Annotated in this window: 19 protein-coding genes; 11 read left to right on the top strand and 8 right to left on the bottom strand. The window is 53.9% G+C overall.

The features are described from left to right. Positions 1–18: 18 nt before the first annotated feature. Positions 19–492: a tRNA (uridine(34)/cytosine(34)/5-carboxymethylaminomethyluridine(34)-2'-O)-methyltransferase TrmL gene (gene trmL, locus AC2CF9_RS15925; protein ID WP_484557443.1), complete on the top strand. Its 474-nt coding sequence runs from the start codon at positions 19–21 to the stop codon at positions 490–492. On the opposite strand, the gene cysE is transcribed toward trmL, so the two are convergent. The 5 genes from cysE to AC2CF9_RS15900 all read right to left on the bottom strand — a co-directional run bounded on the left by cysE (position 489) and on the right by AC2CF9_RS15900 (position 3599). Further along, positions 489–1304 carry a serine O-acetyltransferase gene (gene cysE, locus AC2CF9_RS15920; protein WP_039381223.1) on the bottom strand — a complete coding sequence of 272 codons (816 nt, stop codon included), beginning with the start codon at positions 1302–1304 and terminating at the stop codon, positions 489–491. The genes trmL and cysE overlap by 4 nt on opposite strands. A gap of 66 nt (positions 1305–1370) precedes the next feature. Beyond that, on the bottom strand, positions 1371–2390 hold the full coding sequence (gene gpsA / locus AC2CF9_RS15915) for an NAD(P)H-dependent glycerol-3-phosphate dehydrogenase (protein ID WP_484557442.1): 1020 nt from the start codon (positions 2388–2390) through the stop codon (positions 1371–1373). Next, positions 2390–2854: a protein-export chaperone SecB gene (gene secB / locus AC2CF9_RS15910; protein WP_039381225.1), complete on the bottom strand. Its 465-nt coding sequence runs from the start codon at positions 2852–2854 to the stop codon at positions 2390–2392. The genes gpsA and secB overlap by 1 nt, the downstream gene beginning before the upstream one ends. 40 nt (positions 2855–2894) lie before the next feature. After that, positions 2895–3149 (bottom strand): glutaredoxin 3, encoded by a 255-nt coding sequence (gene grxC, locus AC2CF9_RS15905; protein WP_039381226.1) that lies wholly within the window; start codon positions 3147–3149, stop codon positions 2895–2897. An 18-nt stretch (positions 3150–3167) separates the two neighbouring features. Then, a complete protein-coding gene (locus AC2CF9_RS15900) occupies positions 3168–3599 on the bottom strand; it encodes a rhodanese-like domain-containing protein (RefSeq protein ID WP_039381227.1) in 432 nt (143 codons plus the stop codon). Between the two features lie 249 nt (positions 3600–3848). Here AC2CF9_RS15900 and envC point away from each other — a divergent pair, with 249 nt between their 5' ends. The 4 genes from envC (at position 3849) to AC2CF9_RS15880 (ending at position 8289) form a co-directional block, all read left to right on the top strand. Further along, entirely contained in the window at positions 3849–5150 is a 1302-nt protein-coding gene (gene envC, locus AC2CF9_RS15895) for a murein hydrolase activator EnvC (RefSeq protein ID WP_150018389.1), read from the top strand. Positions 5151–5153: 3 nt separating this feature from the next. Further along, complete coding sequence (locus tag AC2CF9_RS15890) at positions 5154–6053, top strand: divergent polysaccharide deacetylase family protein (protein ID WP_484557460.1); 900 nt, start codon at positions 5154–5156, stop codon at positions 6051–6053. Between the two features lie 102 nt (positions 6054–6155). Then, on the top strand, positions 6156–7385 hold the full coding sequence (locus tag AC2CF9_RS15885; RefSeq protein WP_484557441.1) for a glycosyltransferase: 1230 nt from the start codon (positions 6156–6158) through the stop codon (positions 7383–7385). Further along, a complete protein-coding gene (locus tag AC2CF9_RS15880) occupies positions 7378–8289 on the top strand; it encodes a glycosyltransferase family A protein (RefSeq protein ID WP_484557440.1) in 912 nt (303 codons plus the stop codon). Before AC2CF9_RS15885 ends, AC2CF9_RS15880 begins: the two co-directional genes overlap by 8 nt. A 30-nt stretch (positions 8290–8319) precedes the next feature. Here AC2CF9_RS15880 and tdh read toward each other — a convergent pair whose 3' ends face one another. Together tdh and AC2CF9_RS15870 are read right to left on the bottom strand one after the other, a co-directional pair. Further along, a complete protein-coding gene (gene tdh, locus AC2CF9_RS15875) occupies positions 8320–9348 on the bottom strand; it encodes an L-threonine 3-dehydrogenase (protein ID WP_484557439.1) in 1029 nt (342 codons plus the stop codon). Then, the gene (locus tag AC2CF9_RS15870) at positions 9345–10556 is read right to left on the bottom strand and encodes a glycine C-acetyltransferase (protein ID WP_484557438.1); all 1212 of its coding nucleotides are present in this window, start codon (positions 10554–10556) and stop codon (positions 9345–9347) included. Before AC2CF9_RS15870 ends, tdh begins: the two co-directional genes overlap by 4 nt. Before the next feature lie 230 nt (positions 10557–10786). Here AC2CF9_RS15870 and rfaD point away from each other — a divergent pair, with 230 nt between their 5' ends. From rfaD to AC2CF9_RS15840, 6 genes are read left to right on the top strand one after another with little or no spacing between them, the layout of a single operon-like run. Next, positions 10787–11719, top strand: a complete 933-nt coding sequence (rfaD, locus tag AC2CF9_RS15865) for an ADP-glyceromanno-heptose 6-epimerase (RefSeq protein WP_484557437.1) — start codon at positions 10787–10789, stop codon at positions 11717–11719. A gap of 17 nt (positions 11720–11736) precedes the next feature. Then, on the top strand, positions 11737–12795 hold the full coding sequence (rfaF, locus tag AC2CF9_RS15860) for an ADP-heptose--LPS heptosyltransferase RfaF (RefSeq protein ID WP_150018396.1): 1059 nt from the start codon (positions 11737–11739) through the stop codon (positions 12793–12795). Beyond that, the gene (gene rfaC / locus AC2CF9_RS15855) at positions 12783–13751 is read left to right on the top strand and encodes a lipopolysaccharide heptosyltransferase RfaC (protein WP_484557436.1); all 969 of its coding nucleotides are present in this window, start codon (positions 12783–12785) and stop codon (positions 13749–13751) included. Before rfaF ends, rfaC begins: the two co-directional genes overlap by 13 nt. Continuing rightward, on the top strand, positions 13748–14929 hold the full coding sequence (locus AC2CF9_RS15850) for a glycosyltransferase (RefSeq protein WP_150018398.1): 1182 nt from the start codon (positions 13748–13750) through the stop codon (positions 14927–14929). Before rfaC ends, AC2CF9_RS15850 begins: the two co-directional genes overlap by 4 nt. Then, positions 14916–16169 carry an O-antigen ligase family protein gene (locus AC2CF9_RS15845; protein WP_484557435.1) on the top strand — a complete coding sequence of 418 codons (1254 nt, stop codon included), beginning with the start codon at positions 14916–14918 and terminating at the stop codon, positions 16167–16169. Before AC2CF9_RS15850 ends, AC2CF9_RS15845 begins: the two co-directional genes overlap by 14 nt. Continuing rightward, complete coding sequence (locus AC2CF9_RS15840; protein WP_484557434.1) at positions 16169–17170, top strand: glycosyltransferase family 2 protein; 1002 nt, start codon at positions 16169–16171, stop codon at positions 17168–17170. Before AC2CF9_RS15845 ends, AC2CF9_RS15840 begins: the two co-directional genes overlap by 1 nt. Here the strand turns inward: AC2CF9_RS15840 and AC2CF9_RS15835 are convergent. Further along, positions 17158–18126 carry a polysaccharide deacetylase family protein gene (locus tag AC2CF9_RS15835; protein ID WP_484557433.1) on the bottom strand — a complete coding sequence of 323 codons (969 nt, stop codon included), beginning with the start codon at positions 18124–18126 and terminating at the stop codon, positions 17158–17160. The two genes, AC2CF9_RS15840 and AC2CF9_RS15835, sit on opposite strands and share 13 nt — an antisense overlap. Positions 18127–18296 lie beyond the last annotated feature (170 nt).

The raw sequence follows: 18296 nt of genomic DNA, 5'->3' as shown, positions 1-18296 counted from the left end.
CCTGATTGCGGGGGCCTTATGCTGAACATTGTTTTATTTGAACCTGAAATACCACCCAACACCGGTAATATCATCCGCCTGTGTGCTAACACCGGCTTTCAGCTGCATCTGATCGAGCCGCTTGGCTTTGCGTGGGATGACAAACGGCTGCGCCGCGCCGGGCTTGATTATCATGAATATACCGCGCTGAAAAAACACGCCAGCTACAGCGCTTTCCTCGCGTCTGAGGCGCCGCAGTGTCTGTTTGCCCTGACCACGAAAGGTACGCCAGCACACAGCGCCGTCAGCTATCAGGCCGGGGACTATCTGCTGTTTGGCCCGGAAAGCCGGGGCCTGCCCGCTGAAATCCTTGACGCCCTGCCTGCCGGACAGAAGATACGCATCCCGATGCGCGCCGAAAGCCGCAGCATGAATCTTTCTAATGCCGTATCAGTAGTGGTGTATGAAGCCTGGCGCCAGCTCGACTTCGCCGGCGCGCTGATCAGAGATTAAATCCCGTCGCCATATTCAAAACCGGCGCCGGTAAAATGCTGATCCATATCCATTGAGGGTTTATCGCTGGCGGGTTTACCCACAATGCGCGCCGGAACGCCGGCGGCGGTGGTATGCGGGGGAACAGGCTGCAGTACCACCGAGCCGGCACCGATTTTTGCTCCGCGACCTACATCTATGTTGCCGAGGATTTTAGCGCCGGCACCAATCATAACGCCTTCGCGAATTTTAGGATGGCGATCGCCACTGGTTTTGCCGGTCCCGCCCAGCGTAACGGATTGCAGGATAGAGACATCATTTTCTACTACGGCCGTTTCGCCGATCACAATACCCGTAGCGTGATCCAGCATGATTCCGCGCCCGATACGGGCCGCCGGGTGAATATCAACGGCGAAGGAAACGGAGATCTCATTTTGCAGATAGACAGCCAGCGCGCGGCGGCCCTCTTTCCACAGCCAGTGGCCAATACGATAGGCCTGCAGCGCATGGAAGCCTTTCAGGTAGAGCAGCGGTGTAGAGTATTTGTCTACTGCCGGATCGCGCTGGCGTACGGCCTGAATATCATAGGCCGCTGAGACAATCATCTCCGGATCCTGACGATACGCTTCTTCAACAATTTCACGCACGGCGATAGCAGGCATAATCGGATTCGCCAGCTTGTTCGCCAGCATGTAGCTGAGCGCACTGCCGAGATTTTCATGTTTCAGCAACGTCGCATGATAAAAGCTGGCCAGCATCGGTTCGCAATCTGCCAGCGCTCTGGCTTCTGCTTTGATATGGTTCCAGACCAGTTCTAACTCTTCAGACGACATTGCTGTTTACTCCCGATAAAAAAGCGCCGCAAAGGCGCTACAGGTTGGTGTGCTGAGCATCCTGCTCTAGCCCGGGCTGTTTTCGTCCTTCCTTGCACGGCCCAGTAAGCTTAATGCTGCCTCTCGCGCCGTTTTTTCGCAATACAGGACCTGATAAATCTGCTCGGTTATCGGCATTTCAACGCCCATTCTCGCTGCCAGGGCTTTGACTTCTTTAGTATTTCTGTAGCCTTCTACAACTTGTCCGATAATGCGTTGCGCCTCTTCAACGCTCTCGCCCTGACCCAGCATCATGCCAAAACGGCGATTGCGTGACTGATTATCGGTACAGGTCAGCACCAGATCGCCCAGTCCTGCCATACCCATAAACGTCACCGGATCGGCACCCAGCGCTGCGCCCAGACGGCTCATCTCTGCCAGGCCGCGGGTGATCAGTGCGGTACGTGCGTTAGCGCCGAAACCGATACCGTCTGAGATGCCGGCACCGATAGCAATAACGTTTTTAACGGCACCGCCCAGCTGAACACCGGTAAAATCGGCGTTGTTATACACGCGGAAGCTTTTGCCGCAGTGCAGCTTCTGCTGCAGATCGTCAGCAAACTCCGCATCGGTCGCCGCAAGTGCGATAGCGGTAGGTAAACCGGCCGCCAGCTCTTTGGCAAAAGTGGGCCCGGAAATCACCGCTAGCGGAATAGCGTCGCCCAGGATCTCCCGCGCAACGTCCTGCAGCAGACGGCCGGTCTCTTTTTCCAGGCCTTTGGTGGCCCAGACAACACGGGAATCGGTACGCAGGTAAGGTTTAATCTGCTGCAGCACGTCGCCAAAAACATGGCTCGGTACCACCACCAGCAGATCGCGGCTCGCGCGAACGACCTGGGCGAGATCGGCTTCAGGGAACAGATTATCGGGAAAAGGAACATCGGGCAGGAAAGCGGTGTTACAGCGGTCAGCCTGCAGGCGGGCGACGCTTTGCGGATTATGGCCCCAGAGCAGAACCGGATGCCCGTTGCGAGCCAGCGTGATAGCGAGAGCGGTGCCGTACGAGCCGGCACCGAGTACGCTGATAGACGCGTTATGTGTTGTCATCAGGCATCCTGACGTGGCGCTTCGCCTTCACCTTGCTGCTGCAGGTAGTTCATGAACAGCGCATCGAAGTTAACCGGAGCCAGATTGAGCTGCGGGAACGTACCGCGTGAAACCAGGCTGGTCACGCACTCACGTGCGTAAGGGAACAGAATGTTCGGGCAATATGCGCCAAGGCAGTGCGCCATCTGCGTGCCATCAATCCCGCTGATGGTAAAGATACCCGCCTGCTGTACTTCGCACAGGAATGCGGTCTCTTCGCCTACGGTTGCGGTTACCGTCACGCGCAGCACCACTTCATACACTTCATCAGCCAGCTGAGAAGAGGCGGTGTCCAGATCCAGTTTGACTTCCGGCTCCCACTCTTTCTGAAAAACCTGAGGTGCGTTTGGCGCTTCAAAAGAGACATCTTTGGTATAAACGCGCTGGATCTGGAACTGCATTTCGTTGGTGCTTTGTTCTGACATGTTACTAAGTCCTTAAGTGATAATTATCAGTGCAGAAGAGTTAAGCCTGAAGCAGAGGATCGAGTCCCTGACGCCCGTCCAGCGCGTAGAGATCGTCGCAGCCACCGATGTGCTGAGCGTCGATAAAAACCTGCGGCACCGTGGTGCGGCCACTGCGCCTGATCATCTCTTCACGTTTCATTGCGTCCCCATCGATAGGGATCTCCTGATAAGAAACGCCTTTCTGATCCAGTAATGCCTTTGCACGATGGCAGTATGGGCAGGTTACTTTGGTGTAAATCTCAACATTAGCCATGCGGAATACCTCAGATGATTATTTACCGCGAACCAGCGGCAGGTTTTCGCCACTCCAGCCGCTGACGCCATCTTTCAGGACAGCGACATGTTCAAAGCCTGCTGCGCTCAGCGTTGCTGCTGAATCGCCCGCGCTCTGACCAGTGGCACATACCACAATTATGGGCTGCGACTTGTGCTTTTCCAGCTCGCCGAAGCTGCCTTTTTTAATATCTGCTGCTGCTACGTTAACCGCGCCGGAAATATGTCCCTTGCGATAATCGTCGCGTGAACGCACGTCTACTACCACCGCGTTCTCTTTATTGATCAGATGGGTCGCTTCGCCACGGCTGATGGTTTTTACCTTAGAGAACATCCCTTTAACGGTGGTCACAATCACCAGAATAAGTAAAACGACCCATGCCAGACTAAGGATGGGGTGATTGCTTGCAAACTGCATGATTTCTTGCATGAGAGGTAACGACTCCAGACCGGGCTTATAAGCTAAAACAAGGGTTCTGAGTATACCTGCGCCACTTCGCATGTACAGTCGCGATGCGGGCAGAGATACGATTTGTGCGTCATTTTCCAAAAAAAATGTTTTAATCGCAAAATTCAGACAATGTTTATCGCGCTAAGCTTTAAAGCGACACGTTTCGTAATCTAAAAGCTGGCCGGGATAACTGGTAAGCGGCTGTTCATCGTGGAATAATTATCAACTATGAAGGGAAAAGCGCGCATTACACCTACAAGGACTCATTACAACGGCCCGGCTTCTCAGCTGGTATTCCGCTGGTCCCCCCTCTCCCTCAGCCTGCTGTGTGCGGGTATTTTTTTGCTGCCTGTTACGGGTTACAGCGCTGACGACAATAAAGCGCAGCTAAAAACCATTCAGCAAAGTATCGCGGAAAAAGAGAAGAGCGTTAAAGCGCAGAAAGTCGAGCGCAGTAAACTGCTCGATCAGCTCCGGAGTCAGGAGAAGATTATTGCGCAGGCGAGCCGTCAGCTACGCGAAACGCGCAACAGCTTAAGCACGCTCGACAAAGAGGTTGCTCAGCTTACCGCCTCTATCTCCCGCCTTGAAAAACAGCAGACGCAGCAGGAGAGCCTGCTGGCGCAGCAGCTCGACGCCGCTTTTCGTCAGGGGCAGCATAATGGTGTGCAGCTGCTGCTGGGCGGCGCAGAAGCGCAGCGCAGTGAACGCATCCTGGCCTATTTTGGTTACCTCAACGCCGCGCGGCAAAAAAATATCGATGAGCTGCGGCAGACACGGCAGCAGCTGGCTGAGCAGCGTCTGACCATGCAGAGCAAACAGCAGCAGCAAAAAAATCTGCTCGCTCAGCAGCAGGCGCAGCAAAGCAAACTGGAAAACGCCAGCGCCGCCCGCAAAAAGACCCTCTCCGCGCTGGAGAACGCGCTGGAAAAAGATCAGGCCGACCTGGTTGAAATGCGTCAGAACGAAAGCCGTCTGCAGGATAAAATTGCCAAAGCAGAGCGCGAAGCGCGTCAGCGGGCCGAGCGCGAGGCGCGCGAAGCTGAGAAGGTGCGCCAGCGTCAGGCGCAGGCCAAAGCGAAAGGCTCCAGCTATGCCCCCACGCAGAGCGAGCGTGAACTGATGGCGCGTACCGGCGGGCTGGGGCGCGCAGGTGGCCAGGCTTTCTGGCCGGTACGCGGCAGAATTGAACACCGCTTCGGTGAGGCGATGCAGGGTGAGCTACGCTGGAAAGGACTGGTGATTGATGCACCGGAAGGCACCGAAGTGAAAGCGATTGCGGATGGACGGGTACTGATGGCCGACTGGCTGCAGGGCTACGGGCTGGTTGTGGTGCTGGAGCACGGTAAAGGCGATATGAGCCTGTACGGCTATAACCAGAGCGCACTGGTAAGCGTCGGTGCGCAGGTCAAAGCTGGTCAGCCGGTGGCGCTGGTAGGTACCAGCGGCGGCCGCGGTACGCCGTCACTCTATTTTGAGATCCGCCGTCAGGGCAAAGCTGTTAACCCACTACCGTGGTTAGGAAGATAAGTGCTGTTTTTATCCCGAACGTTACCCGCCCTGTTATGCGGAGCTCTCCTGAGTTTCAGCGTGCAGGCGGCAAAATTAGCGATTGTCATTGATGATTTTGGCTACCGTCCCACCGAAGAGAACAAAGTGCTGGCGATGCCGGCGGCCATTTCCGTTGCCGTACTGCCTAACGCCCCGCATGCGCGTGAGATGGCAACCAAAGCCCATCAGCGCGGTCATGAAGTATTGATTCATCTGCCGATGGCGCCGCTCAGCAAACAGCCGCTGGAAAAAGATACTCTGACGCCGGAGATGAGCAGCGACGAAATCGCCCGCATTATCCGTGAAGCCAGCGATAAAGTTCCCTACGCGGTTGGCCTGAACAATCATATGGGCAGTAAAATGACCTCCAGCCTGCCCGGCATGCAGAAAGTGATGCAGGTGCTGAATCACTACAACTACTATTTTCTCGACAGCATGACCATTGGCAATAGTCAGGCCGTTGCAGCGGCGCAGGGAACGCAGATCAAAGTGGTGAAGCGCCGCGTGTTTCTTGATGATAATCAAAACGAAGCGATGGTACGGCAGCAGTTTACCCGTGCAGTTAAGCTGGCACAGCGGGACGGGTTTGCTATCGCTATCGGCCATCCGCACCCGACAACAGTGCGCGTGCTGCAGCAGATGCTGCCTTCCCTTCCGGCTGATATTACGCTGGTTACGCCAGGGCAGCTGCTGAATGAGCCGCTGCGTCACAGCGCAAAACCTGCCGCAGCCTCTCCGGTTAAACCCGTAAGCGTGCGCTTCCGCGTGCCTGCCATCTGTAAAGTCAGCGCCGCCCCAGTGCCGCAGCAGCGGGCAGTGGAAATTATCGGCGAAGGCCTGATGCAGAATCCTTTTATGCTCAAACTGAAAGCGCTGTTTTAAATCAGCGGTGCGGGCAACCGCACCGCTGACATTCACATTGCAGCCAGAAAGTTTATACTCTTGCCGGAAAACTCACGGCACAGAACAAGGACATCAGCAGGAATGACGCCGCATAAACGAAAAATTCTACTGCTTGATAATGGTCGCGAGTGGGGCGGCGGCACGAATAGCATGCTGGAATTACTGAAGCGGATCGATCGTAACCAGTTCGATATTACCTGCTGCTTTTATCATAATTATTCGCGCGGCAATAACGAAACCATCGAGCAAATTCTTGGATCGTTAACGATTCCGGTGACGTTTATTCCGCAGCGCAAACAACCTCTCTGGGCAAAAATCAGCAAAGAAATAGTCCGCACGCTGCTTTTTTTCAGCAAAGAGAGCAGAAAAAACGCGATTCATTTTGTGGATCGCCGATGGCGTATTATCCCGAACGCGCACAAGATTGGCGCGCTTCTGCAATCCGGGCAGTTTGACCTGCTTTATATGAATAATCAGCCCAGTACCAACACTGAGGGCTATCTGGCAGCCCGCCCGCTTGGTATTCCGGTGGTTCAGCACTGCCGTATTGACCCGGTACTGAATCGCCAGCTGGTCACGATGCTGAACCGGGACTGTGAGGCGATTATCTGTGTTTCACACGGTGTCAGTCATACGCTGCAGCGTCATGGTGTCCATCAGCACCTCTGCCATACCGTCAGCAATGCCATCGATATCCACCAGCCGTTACCCGATCGTACCGCGGTTCGTCAGGCGCTGCAGATTGCACCAGAGACCTTTGTGTTTGGCTCTATTGGGTCGCTGATAGCGCGTAAAGCCAATCACCACACGCTGAGCGCACTGGGCCGGTTTCATCGCCTTTACCCTCACGCTAACTGGAAAATGCTGATTGTCGGTACTGGTCCGGAACAGGCTAACCTTGCACAGCTGGCAGAAAAAGAGCAGATTGCTGACCGCATCGTTTTCACCGGTTTTAAAAATAATGCGCTGGATTTTCTGGCCGCGTTCGACACGTTCATACTGGCCTCGCAAAGTGAGGGCTTACCCCGCGTGGTGCTTGAAGCGATGCTGGTCAATACCGCCGTTATCGGATCGCGGGTAACCGGGACAGCTGAGCTGATTGAACACAACCAGACCGGGTTGCTGTTTGAATATGGTGATATTGCAGAGCTGACACAGCAGCTGATCGCTCTGTGGGAGAACAGAGAATTACGTCAGAAATTAACCGACACGGCTGCCGGAAAGGTACGCGAACATTACGCTATTGAAAACTATATTCAGGGCGTAGAAACGGTTCTGGCTAATGTTATTCAGGAAAAGAGTCATGCTTAATTTTTTTAATAAACGTTTCCGTCATATTCGCGCGCGGCACAATATTCCCTACAGCCAGAGTCGCGTGCAGGGCACGACTCCTGTCACCTCCGTGGTGATCCCGTGTGCGGGTGAGGACTATATTGAAGAAGCGCTGCTCAGCGCCTGCTTTGCCAGCCGTTTTGCCACCAGCGTCACGGAGATTGTTATCGTCAGCGACCAGCCCGCGATAAAATTTGGTGAGCTGCCGGCAAAGACCCGTGTTGCCACGCTGACCATTCCGCACCGCGAAGAGCGCTACCGTTATAAACAGATTTACCGCAGCCGGCTGATCAAACTGCAGGCGCCTTTGCAGGCCAGCGGTGACGCGATTCTGATGATCGACTCTGACCTCAATCTGCTTAAAGATCCGGCCCTCAGCCTGCGTGAAGGCCATCTTTACTCCAGCTTCAGAGAAGGCAGAATGATTGCCAAACTTGAAAACGCGGCTGAGGAGCAGATCCCGGCGTACTATAAACCCGCCATCCGGCCCTATCTGGTTGACCATGTCAACGGCGCTTATCTGGCCGCCACGCGTCAGACCTGGAAGCGTATCTGCCCGCTGTGGCTGACGCTGTTTCAGGATACCTGGGAACTGATGAATGATAATCAGCCCCCCACCGATCAGCTGCCGCTCTCTGCGCTGCTGGATATGCTCGATCTGGTTACGGTTAACCTGGGCGAGTGGGCAAACTGGCCGGTCTCCAAGCGCATTGGCGGAACGGTAGCGGTCATTCCGCCTGAGGTCATTGGCGCACACGGCGGTTTTCCGTTAAGCGAATGGCAGAAGTACCTGCAGGACCCGGCGCAGCCGCTGCAGTTTAAAGGTCAGGACTATACGCGCAAAGTACGCTACCTGACGGACGAAGAGAAAAAACGCGGCTGATACTACTCCGGCCTGCGGGCCGGAGTCCGTTTAGTCCCAGCTCAGCACCACTTTTCCTGATCGTCCGGAGCGCATGTCGTCAAACCCCTGCTGAAACGCGTCGATATGATAGCGGTGGGTGATCACCGGCGTGAGATCCAGTCCGGACTGAATCAGCGCCGCCATCTTGTACCAGGTTTCAAACATCTCACGGCCATAAATCCCTTTGATAAACAGCCCCTTGAAGATGACCAGATTCCAGTCGATCGACATGTCGCCGGGTGGAATACCGAGTAGCGCAATGCGCCCGCCATGATTCATGGTTTCCAGCATCGTGCGGAAAGCTGCCGGTGCGCCTGACATCTCCAGCCCGACGTCGAATCCTTCGGTCATACCGAGATCCTGCATTACGTCGCGCAGATTTTCCTGCGCCACGTTAACCGCACGGGTCACGCCCATCTCGCGTGCCAGACTCAGACGGTATTCATTCACATCAGTGATCACAACGTGACGGGCACCTGCGTGCCTGCAGACGGCGGCAGCCATAATACCAATTGGCCCGGCGCCGCAGATCAGGACATCTTCACCGGGCAGATCAAATGACAGCGCGGTATGTACGGCGTTGCCGAACGGATCAAAGATGGCTGCCAGTTCGTCAGAAATGTTATCGGGAATTTTAAACGCGTTGTATGCCGGGATAACCAGATACTCCGCGAAGCAGCCCTGCCGATTGACCCCCACGCCCACCGTATTGCGGCACAGGTGCGTCCGCCCTGCCCGGCAGTTGCGGCAGTGGCCGCAGGTAATATGCCCCTCGCCGGAAACGCGATCGCCGATGGCGAAGCCTTTTACCTCCTGTCCCATGCCGACGACTTCACCGACATACTCATGTCCGGTGATCATCGGGACCGGAATGGTTTTACGCGACCACTCATCCCAGTTGTAGATGTGGATATCCGTACCGCAAATAGCGGTTTTGCGGATCTTAATCAGCAGATCGTTATGACCGGGCTCCGGCACCGGTGCATCCTGCACCATCCAGATCCCCTCTTCAGCTTTCAGTTTGACAAGTGCTTTCATTGTTCTGCTCCTGCAGCAATCACGCCCAGCCGCTGGCCAACGCGGATAAAAGCGGCGACAGCCTGTTCCAGCTGCGCCTGCGTATGAGCGGCAGACATCTGCGTGCGGATGCGCGCCTGGCCCTGCGGCACCACCGGATAGAAAAAGCCGGTGACGTAAATGCCTTCCTGCTGCAGCAGCGTGGCAAACTGCTGCGCTACGTTTGCCTCACCCAGCATCACCGGAATGATGGCGTGATCGGCGCCGGCCAGCGTGAAGCCTGCCGCGGTCATCTTCTCCCGGAAGAAGCGCGCGTTATCCCATAGCCGCTGGCGCAGACCGTCACCCTCACTTAGCAGATCCAGCACCCGCAGCGAGGCCGCGACAATTGCCGGGGCCAGCGAGTTAGAAAACAGATAGGGACGAGCACGCTGACGCAGCCACTCCACGACCTCTTTTTTCGCGGCCACATAGCCGCCAGAGGCACCGCCCAGCGCTTTACCTAAGGTTCCCGTGAGGATATCAACGCGATCCATCACGTCGCAGTATTCATGCGTGCCGCGCCCCGTTGCGCCGATAACGCCCACCGCGTGAGAATCATCGACGATGACCAGCGCATTAAACTCCTCCGCCAGGTCGCAAATTTCCTGCAGGTTGGCAATCACGCCATCCATAGAGAACACGCCATCGGTAGCGATCGCGATATGCCGGGCACCTTTATCGCGCGCCTCCTGCAGGCAGGTACGCAGCGCCTGCATATCGTTATTGGCGTAGCGATAGCGCTGCGCCTTACACAGGCGTATGCCATCAATGATGGAGGCGTGATTCAGCGCATCGGAAATAATGGCATCCTCCGGACCCAGCAGCGCCTCAAACAGACCGCCGTTAGCGTCAAAACAGGAGGAGAAAAGAATGGACGCTTCCATACCAAGAAAGTCAGCCAGCTTACGCTCCAGCTGCTGATGCGTATCCTGCGTACCGCAGATAAAGCGCACTGACGCCATACCAAAGCCGTGGGAATCCATCCCCTCTTTCGCTGCCTGAATCAGCGCCGGATGATTCGCCAGACCGAGATAGTTATTGGCACAAAAGTTAATGACCGGCGTGCCGTGATCAACGCTGATCTCCGCCTGCTGAGCTGACGTAATACGACGCTCCTGTTTGAACAATCCGTCCTGATGCGTTGTCTCAAGCTGCTGACGGATTTGCGAATAAAACTGATCGGACATGATTCTGCTCCTTAGATCGCCAATTACCGGAGCATCTTACTGAGCAAATAGCAGGCAGACGATATTTCAGCCAGTTAAATGTTCGTTTTGCAGCATAGTTCACGCCGTGGTCAGCGTTTGTGCGATACGCCTCACGCATCTGGCTGTCCGGACAGGGCTGAAATGTTATGATGATAAGTATTCGTGCGTGAAACCTTCTGTTTCACCCTAACTGATTAAAGGCTAAGCATATGATTATCGTTACCGGCGGCGCTGGCATGATTGGCAGCAACATCGTTAAAGCGCTTAACGATCGCGGTCATAGCGACATTCTGGTCGTGGATAACCTGAAAGATGGCACCAAATTCGTCAATCTGGCAGATCTGGATATCGCTGATTATATGGATAAAGAGGAGTTTCTCTCTTACATCATGTCAGGCGAAGATCTGGGGCCGATTGAAGCGGTATTCCATGAAGGTGCCTGCTCCGCCACCACCGAGTGGGATGGCAAGTACATGATGGATAACAACTATCAGTACTCTAAAGATCTCCTGCATTTCTGCCTTGAGCGCGAGATCCCGTTTCTCTACGCCTCTTCTGCCGCGACCTATGGTGGCCGCAATGAAAACTTTATTGAAGAGCGCCAGTATGAAGAGCCGCTGAACGTCTATGGCTATTCAAAAATGCTGTTCGATCACTACGTGCGTCAGATTCTGCCTGAAGCGGATTCGCCGGTGTGTGGTTTCCGCTATTTCAATGTGTATGGTCCGCGCGAAGGGCACAAAGGCAGTATGGCCAGCGTGGCATTTCATCTGAATACGCAAATCAGCAACGGCGAAAATCCTAAGCTGTTTGAAGGCAGCGACAGCTTCCGCCGTGATTTTATTCATGTAGATGATGTTGTGGCTGTAAACCTGTGGTGCTGGGAGAACGGCGTATCCGGTATCTATAACTGCGGCACCGGACGCGCAGAATCGTTCCAGGAAGTGGCTGATGCCGTGCTTAAATTCCATCAGAAGGGCCAGATTGAGTACATTCCTTTTCCGGATAAACTCAAAGGACGCTATCAGGCATTTACCCAGGCCGATCTGACAAAACTGCGTGAAGCGGGCTATGACAAGCCATTTAAAACTGTCGCACAGGGCGTGGGCGAGTACATGGCTTGGCTGAATCGCAACGCATAAGGACACCCGCATCAGCGATGAAAATTCTGGTTATTGGCCCTTCCTGGGTCGGCGATATGATGATGTCGCAAAGTCTCTATCGCACTCTCAAGGTGGCGCATCCTGATGCGGTCATTGATGTTATGGCACCCGCGTGGTGCCGCCCGCTGCTGTCACGCATGCCGGAAGTGAATCAGGCGCTGGCGATGCCGCTGGGGCACGGCGCGCTGGCGCTGGGCGAACGCCGTCGTCTCGGCAAAACCCTGCAGGCCAGCGGTTACGATCGCGCTTACGTATTGCCAAATTCGTTTAAATCGGCGCTGGTTCCCTTTTTCGCCGGCATACCGCGCCGCACCGGCTGGCGTGGTGAAATGCGTTACGGCGTGCTCAATGATGTGCGGGTGCTGGACAAAGCGGCGTTTCCGCTAATGGTAGAGCGCTATGTTGCGCTGGCGTATGACACGCCGGTGACCTCTGCTCAGCAGCTGCCGCAGCCGCTGCTATGGCCGCAGCTGCGCGTAGAGGACGACGAAAAGCGCATGACGGCCGCGCAGTTTGGCCTCTCCGCCGATCGTCCGGTTATCGGCTTTTGTCCGGGAGCAGAGTTTGGACCGGCGAAACGCTGGCCGCATTATCACTATGCTGCCCTGGCAGAACAGCTAATCGCAGAAGGCTACCAGGTTGTGCTGTTTGGCTCAGCCAAAGATCGCGATACCGGCGAGTCAATTCTGCAGGCGCTGCCTGAGCCGTTGCGCGCGCACGGCAAAAATCTGGCGGGTGAGACGCAGCTGGAGCAGGCAGTGATCCTGCTCGCCCACTGTCGCGCCGTGGTCAGCAACGATTCCGGTCTGATGCACATTGCGGCGGCGCTCAACCGGCCGCTGGTCGCGCTGTATGGCCCGAGCAGCCCGGATTTCACGCCGCCGCTTTCCCGTCAGGCCCGCGTTATCCGGTTGATCAGCGGCTATCACAAGGTGCGTAAAGGCGATGCCGCTGAGGGTTATCATCAGAGCCTGATCGACATTACCCCTGCGCGCGTGCATCAGACCCTGAGCGCGCTGCTACAGCCGGGGCAGGAGCAGACATGCACGTTTTAATCGTTAAAACTTCTTCGATGGGAGATGTTCTCCATACGCTGCCCGCGCTTACCGATGCCATGCAGGCGCTGCCAGGTATCCGCTTTGACTGGGTAGTGGAAGAAAATTTTGCTCAGATCCCCGGCTGGCATCCTGCCGTAGATAAAGTTCTGCCGGTTGCGATCCGCCGCTGGCGCAAACACTGGTTTGGCAGTCAGCAGCGCGAAGAGCGCGTCGCGTTTAAGCGCAATTTGCAGTCGCGCCAGTATGATGTGGTTATTGACGCACAGGGCCTGATTAAAAGCGCAGCCCTGGTGACGCGTCTGGCAACCGGCACGAAGCATGGTCTGGACAGCCGCAGCGCGCGTGAGCCTTTTGCGAGCTGGTGGTACGACAGGCGTCATGAGGTCAGCAAGCAGCAGCACGCCGTTGAGCGCACGCGTGAGCTGTTTGCGAAAAGTCTGGGCTATGAAAAGCCTGCCACCCAGGGCGATTACGCCATCGCGGCACATTTTCTGACTCCCCGGACCGAAGCAGCCCCCAGCTGGCTGGTGTTTCTGCACGCCACAACCCGCGACAATAAACACTGGCCGGAAGCGCACTGGCGCGAGCTGATCAGGCTACTGCAGCCCACCGGCCTGCAAATCAGGCTGCCGTGGGGTGCAATACATGAACAGCAGCGCGCGCAGCGGCTGGCAGAGAGCTTTTCCCATGTGGAAGTCCTGCCAAAACTGACGCTGGAGCAGGTGGCGCAGCAGCTGGCAGGTGCGCGCGCAGTGGTTTCGGTGGACACCGGGCTCAGCCATCTGACCGCAGCGCTGGACAGACCCAATATTACGCTGTTCGGTCCCACCGATCCGGGGCTGATTGGCGGTTACGGCAGAAACCAGCATGCGCTGCGCCCGGTTCAGGGTGACAGCATGGCAGATATCATGCCGGATAGGGTGCTGGAGACATTAAAGCAGGTGCTGGCATGAAGAAACTGCACATTATCAATTTAGGTAAAATGGGCGGCGTTGAGCGGCTGTTCCTTCAGTATATTAATGACGTCTCCGACGGAAGCGATGACGTTATCTGCATCAGCAATCAGATCGACCCGGATATTTTGCAGCAGATGCCCCGGCAGCACGTTACCTTCGCTAACCGGCTGTTTCCGCGCTTTCGTCTGAAAAGCCCGCAGTTTCTGCGCAAGCACCTGCTGCAAAAACGCGTAAATGCCAGTAATGCCGATATGATTATCGTCTGGGATCTGGTTCCCCGGCTTACCGCTAAACCCCGCAAGGCAAAACTGGTTTATTACGATCACGGCTGTTCCTGGCGTTATCCAAAGAACGGTAAAACGCTTGCATTTATGGCCATGCTGGATGGGGTTATTTCCGCCTCACGGGCGTCGTCCAGCGTAATGCAGCACCGTTTTAATCTGCCCTGCCTGCATAAAGTCGTAATTAACCGTCTCGTTACGCCCCAGGGAATAGATCCTGCAGTGCGGCAGCTTAGCCAGCCAGTCAGAATCGGAACGGCATCACGTCAGGTGGGTCTGAAAGGGATCTCCGTTTCGCTTCTGATGATGAAAGAGCTGTTAACGCGCGGGCATAATGTCACGCTTGAAGTTGCCGGCAAAGGCCCTGACCGCGAAGCATTTGAAGATTTAGCGCAGCGGCTTGGCATAGCAGAGCGTGTCAGGTTCAGTGGCTTTCAGCATAATATTGCCGAATTTTTCAATCGCGTTGATATTTACATGAGCACGCCGGTGACCGAGCCTTTTGGGCTCTCCTGTATGGAAGCACTCTATTTTGGCGTACCTGTCATTTTTCCTTTTGTCGACGGTCAGCCTGAAGTGATTGCAGACAAAATTTGCGGCGTCGGCTTAGCACCAAAAGTTTCTTTGAGTGAACATCAGCAGCTTACGGGAATTGACGTCAATTTCCCTTATCAGGTATATGACCCGATAAAAGATGACATGACAGAACCGATGCTGCTTTCTCATATCGATTGTGCTGATGCGTTTGAATTTCTGATACAAAAAGAGAACTATCAGACATACAGTGAAAACGCTAAAAGCTGGACTATGAAGCACTTTGACTATGCGTATTTCAGACATGAAATAGAGAGTTCTTTAACCGAGATTGCGAATATAAAAAATGCAAATCAGTAATTACCTGGCAAGGCGTGAAGCTCCTCACTCAGCAATAAGTACCCTGATATTTTTTGGATGCGCAACTGCGCTGCTTACAGCACCCTTTGGTGGCAGCTTTGGCCGCAACGTATTTTATATAACCAGCTATATTGCTTTTATTGTCATAGCTACTCATGTCTTATATTACGCTAAATTGCGAATAAATATCGCTTTGCCTGTAGCTATGTTGCTGGTGGGTATCGCCAGTATCATCTGGACCGCGGTCTATAAACAGCCTGGCGATTTTATCAGCCTCTATCGTCAGTATCAGTCAACAGGCCGCTTGCAGATATCGGGCGCATTTATTCTTTTCTTTGTTTTAAATGACAAAAGCGATTTGCGCCAAAAAGCCATCCTTGCCGCACTGCTGACTGGCCTGGCAGTTAATGCCTACGCCATCTATCAGGGTGTCTGGCTGCATCTTCGCCGCGTTGAGCTGAACTTTGATCGGGCTACCATGGCTGCCTATATTATCAGCGCTGTCAATTTACTATTTCTCAAAGCGATTCTGTTGCAGAAAAACAAACTTAAGCTTTTCCTTTTTCCCGCAGCCTTTCTGTTTAGCTATCTTGCCATTATTCTGACCGGCACGCGTGCGGCAATGCTTCTTTTTCCCGTACTGGCCCTGATACTTGTCTTATTTTCAAAAAATGTTATCAGCAGAAGATATAAAGTCGCACTTTTTGTCATTATTCCAGCGCTGTTTATTGCTGGCTCGCTGATATTCAAAGAAAAGATTGCTAATCGCATCGATGAGTTTCAGCAAAATATTGCAGATATGCATAAAAATCGCGGTGAGAACTCAGTTGTCTCCCGCCTGAGTATGCAGATTATTGCTCTGCAAACCGGCACCGAGTCACCTGCGGGCCAGTCAGCCGAACAGCGGGCTCTGCTGGCCAGAAAGATCATTCAGCAGCAGCCACAACTTTATGGCGCCTTACCCTACCTGACGGTTCATATGCATAACGAAGTGCTGGAAACCTTTTCGATAAAAGGTATCGCCGGCGCGCTGGCACTGGTGAACTTCTATATTATGTTGCTGGTTTATGCATTCAGGCGCGGCGGCAATGCGCTTTTGCTGACGCTGGCGCTGGCATTGATTGGTTATGGGCTAAGTGATGTGATTTTCTTTAGTACAGAATGTACGCTGATCTACTGCCTGACAATTATATTCGCTTTCTCCATGATGAAAGGCCCGCATCATCAGGAAAAAAATTAATGACAAAATCGACCCCGCCTGTTTTAAGCATCATTATCCCCTGCTTTAATGCGGGGGAGTTTATTCTTCCCTGCCTGCGATCGCTGTTTACGCAACTTGAATCTGACATTGAAGTTATCATCATCGACGATGGCTCAACAGATAACTCAGTCAGAGTGATAAAAGATTTTTTGCAGGTACAACAGCACGAGACGGTACGATTTCTGCAGCAAGAGAATTTTGGTATTGCTGAAACCCGCAACATCGGCCTGCAGCATGCTCAGGGAAAATTTGTCACATTTATTGATGCAGACGATATTGTCAGCAGGCACTATATTGCGGTTATCAGGCCGCTGCTGCTGGCTGATAATGATGATTTAATCGACTTTAACTATCAGCGCTTTGAACATCAGCCGCCTGATGAGACGGAAAACGTCAATGTAAAACGTATCGCCTACGATTTTCAGACTCAGGGGGTAAATTGTCTTGAACCCCTCTTTCAAAAATCGATGTGGCATCTGTGGAACCGGGTTTACCGTCGCGCTCTGCTGAGCGATGAAAGTTTCGCATCAGGCAGGCGCTACGAAGATGTTATCTTTACGCCTTTCCTCTATTTCAGGACAGATAAGATTACGCATCTGGACAATACGCTCTATTTTTACCGCGATAACAAAAGCGGTATTACGCGCAATGTCAGAAAAAGCGATATCGATGATCTGACCTTTGCCATGCAGAAAATGCTTGCCTGGGCAAAAGATAAAGATAATTCCCGTCAGCGCCTGGCATCCTATATGCTGATGGACTGCTTTAAAGAAATAAAGAGTATGTCGAAAATCATCTACGGCTATTACTATTATGAACGCTCTGCCATCACGCTGTTCCGCGCAGCGGCAATAATCTGCAAGGGCAACTGCAGGACAAAAAAATATCTGCAGCTGCGCTTTCCTCAGGTCGATACACTCTTCTCATACCTGAACAGCCGGTTCAGAAAGCGCAAATCTGAAACGCATCAGCGTGCATGAGCTTTTTTATGCAAGGCATACTCTGTCAGCGTCATTCCCTGTACCCGTGGCTGTAGCCAGATAAAGAGCTGCTCCAGATCGTCGTACAGCCTGTCGATGTCCGCCTCCGTTTTAAACGTGGGGCTGCCATCTGGCATGAATTCAGAGGAGTGCAGCATAAACTCGATGTAATCACTGCCCTGATTGAGTGTCTGCGCAGCAACCTTTTTCATTTCATTCAGGTTGCCGCCGGTCGGGCGCAGCCAGTTAACTGAAGGGCCGCGCGGCTTGCCGCGCAGCTGATTCCACGCCTTTTTAAACTGGTTGGTCATCGCGCCGTAGCGATACTGAATGCTCATGGGCAACTCCAGCAGCGAACTGTTACCCGGCTTTGAGATATCGCTGGTGTCTATATAGTAAGCGCGATCGGGGAAGTGGCTATAGTCGGTTCCTCCGCTCCCCTGCGGGGCGCCGGATGAATTACGCCAGCTGACTCGTGGCGTGACGGAGCAGTCAACCAGATAGCCGTTATCGATTAAAGCCTGCGCATAAACTTCGTTAAAAGCCCAGCGGCCGGCGCGATGACTGGTCATTTTTTGCTGAAATGCATCCTCCAGCAACGCCGTCATAAAGGCGACCTTATCGCGTAAAACAGACTCAGGGTACTCAATCAGATAGGGCTGATAACGCCAGTCATCCTGCGTCAGTTTATATTCCGGCGGGCTATACCAGGCGTGAAGATGCATACCGATCTCCCCCTGTCCGCGGGCCAGTAAATCCTGCCCGAACTCCACATAGGCAGGATCGCTCGCCATTTCGTAATTCGTCAGCCAGGTGGGTTTGAAGCCATACTTTTCGCACAGCCTCTGAAAGCGGGGCAGGAAGCTGACGTTATGCGTTGTCACCTTTCCGCTGCGGTTGCGCCACAGGTTATCGCCTTCCGTATCCAGGGTAATTAAAAAGGCAGGCTTTTCCATAACTTGTCCGGTATATTTCACTGTTATCGTCACTATGGTACGCACCGCCTGTGGCAGGCGCAAACTTTTCCAGCGCTGCTGACCGGGTCAGGGAACAGCGCTCCGGGTAAACCAGAATAGCGCGAATAAAAAGCAGACCGGATTATCTTTAGCTGCTTACCGCGCGCAGT

This window comes from Pantoea sp. SYBGC1 (assembly GCF_057197005.1).
Note: the sequence above shows the minus strand (reverse complement) of the source record. Positions and strands in the feature narration are given on the sequence as shown.

Bases quoted from the DNA above. Each gene is read 5' to 3' on its own strand.
- trmL (WP_484557443.1), top strand. From the start codon at position 19: ATGCTGAACATTGTTTTATTTGAACCTGAAATACCACCCAACACCGGT.
- cysE (WP_039381223.1), bottom strand. From the start codon at position 1,304: ATGTCGTCTGAAGAGTTAGAACTGGTCTGGAACCATATCAAAGCAGAA.
- gpsA (WP_484557442.1), bottom strand. From the start codon at position 2,390: ATGACAACACATAACGCGTCTATCAGCGTACTCGGTGCCGGCTCGTAC.
- secB (WP_039381225.1), bottom strand. From the start codon at position 2,854: ATGTCAGAACAAAGCACCAACGAAATGCAGTTCCAGATCCAGCGCGTT.
- grxC (WP_039381226.1), bottom strand. From the start codon at position 3,149: ATGGCTAATGTTGAGATTTACACCAAAGTAACCTGCCCATACTGCCAT.
- AC2CF9_RS15900 (WP_039381227.1), bottom strand. From the start codon at position 3,599: ATGCAAGAAATCATGCAGTTTGCAAGCAATCACCCCATCCTTAGTCTG.
- envC (WP_150018389.1), top strand. From the start codon at position 3,849: ATGAAGGGAAAAGCGCGCATTACACCTACAAGGACTCATTACAACGGC.
- AC2CF9_RS15885 (WP_484557441.1), top strand. From the start codon at position 6,156: ATGACGCCGCATAAACGAAAAATTCTACTGCTTGATAATGGTCGCGAG.
- AC2CF9_RS15880 (WP_484557440.1), top strand. From the start codon at position 7,378: ATGCTTAATTTTTTTAATAAACGTTTCCGTCATATTCGCGCGCGGCAC.
- tdh (WP_484557439.1), bottom strand. From the start codon at position 9,348: ATGAAAGCACTTGTCAAACTGAAAGCTGAAGAGGGGATCTGGATGGTG.
- AC2CF9_RS15870 (WP_484557438.1), bottom strand. From the start codon at position 10,556: ATGTCCGATCAGTTTTATTCGCAAATCCGTCAGCAGCTTGAGACAACG.
- rfaD (WP_484557437.1), top strand. From the start codon at position 10,787: ATGATTATCGTTACCGGCGGCGCTGGCATGATTGGCAGCAACATCGTT.
- rfaF (WP_150018396.1), top strand. From the start codon at position 11,737: ATGAAAATTCTGGTTATTGGCCCTTCCTGGGTCGGCGATATGATGATG.
- rfaC (WP_484557436.1), top strand. From the start codon at position 12,783: ATGCACGTTTTAATCGTTAAAACTTCTTCGATGGGAGATGTTCTCCAT.
- AC2CF9_RS15850 (WP_150018398.1), top strand. From the start codon at position 13,748: ATGAAGAAACTGCACATTATCAATTTAGGTAAAATGGGCGGCGTTGAG.
- AC2CF9_RS15845 (WP_484557435.1), top strand. From the start codon at position 14,916: ATGCAAATCAGTAATTACCTGGCAAGGCGTGAAGCTCCTCACTCAGCA.
- AC2CF9_RS15840 (WP_484557434.1), top strand. From the start codon at position 16,169: ATGACAAAATCGACCCCGCCTGTTTTAAGCATCATTATCCCCTGCTTT.
- AC2CF9_RS15835 (WP_484557433.1), bottom strand. From the start codon at position 18,126: ATGGAAAAGCCTGCCTTTTTAATTACCCTGGATACGGAAGGCGATAAC.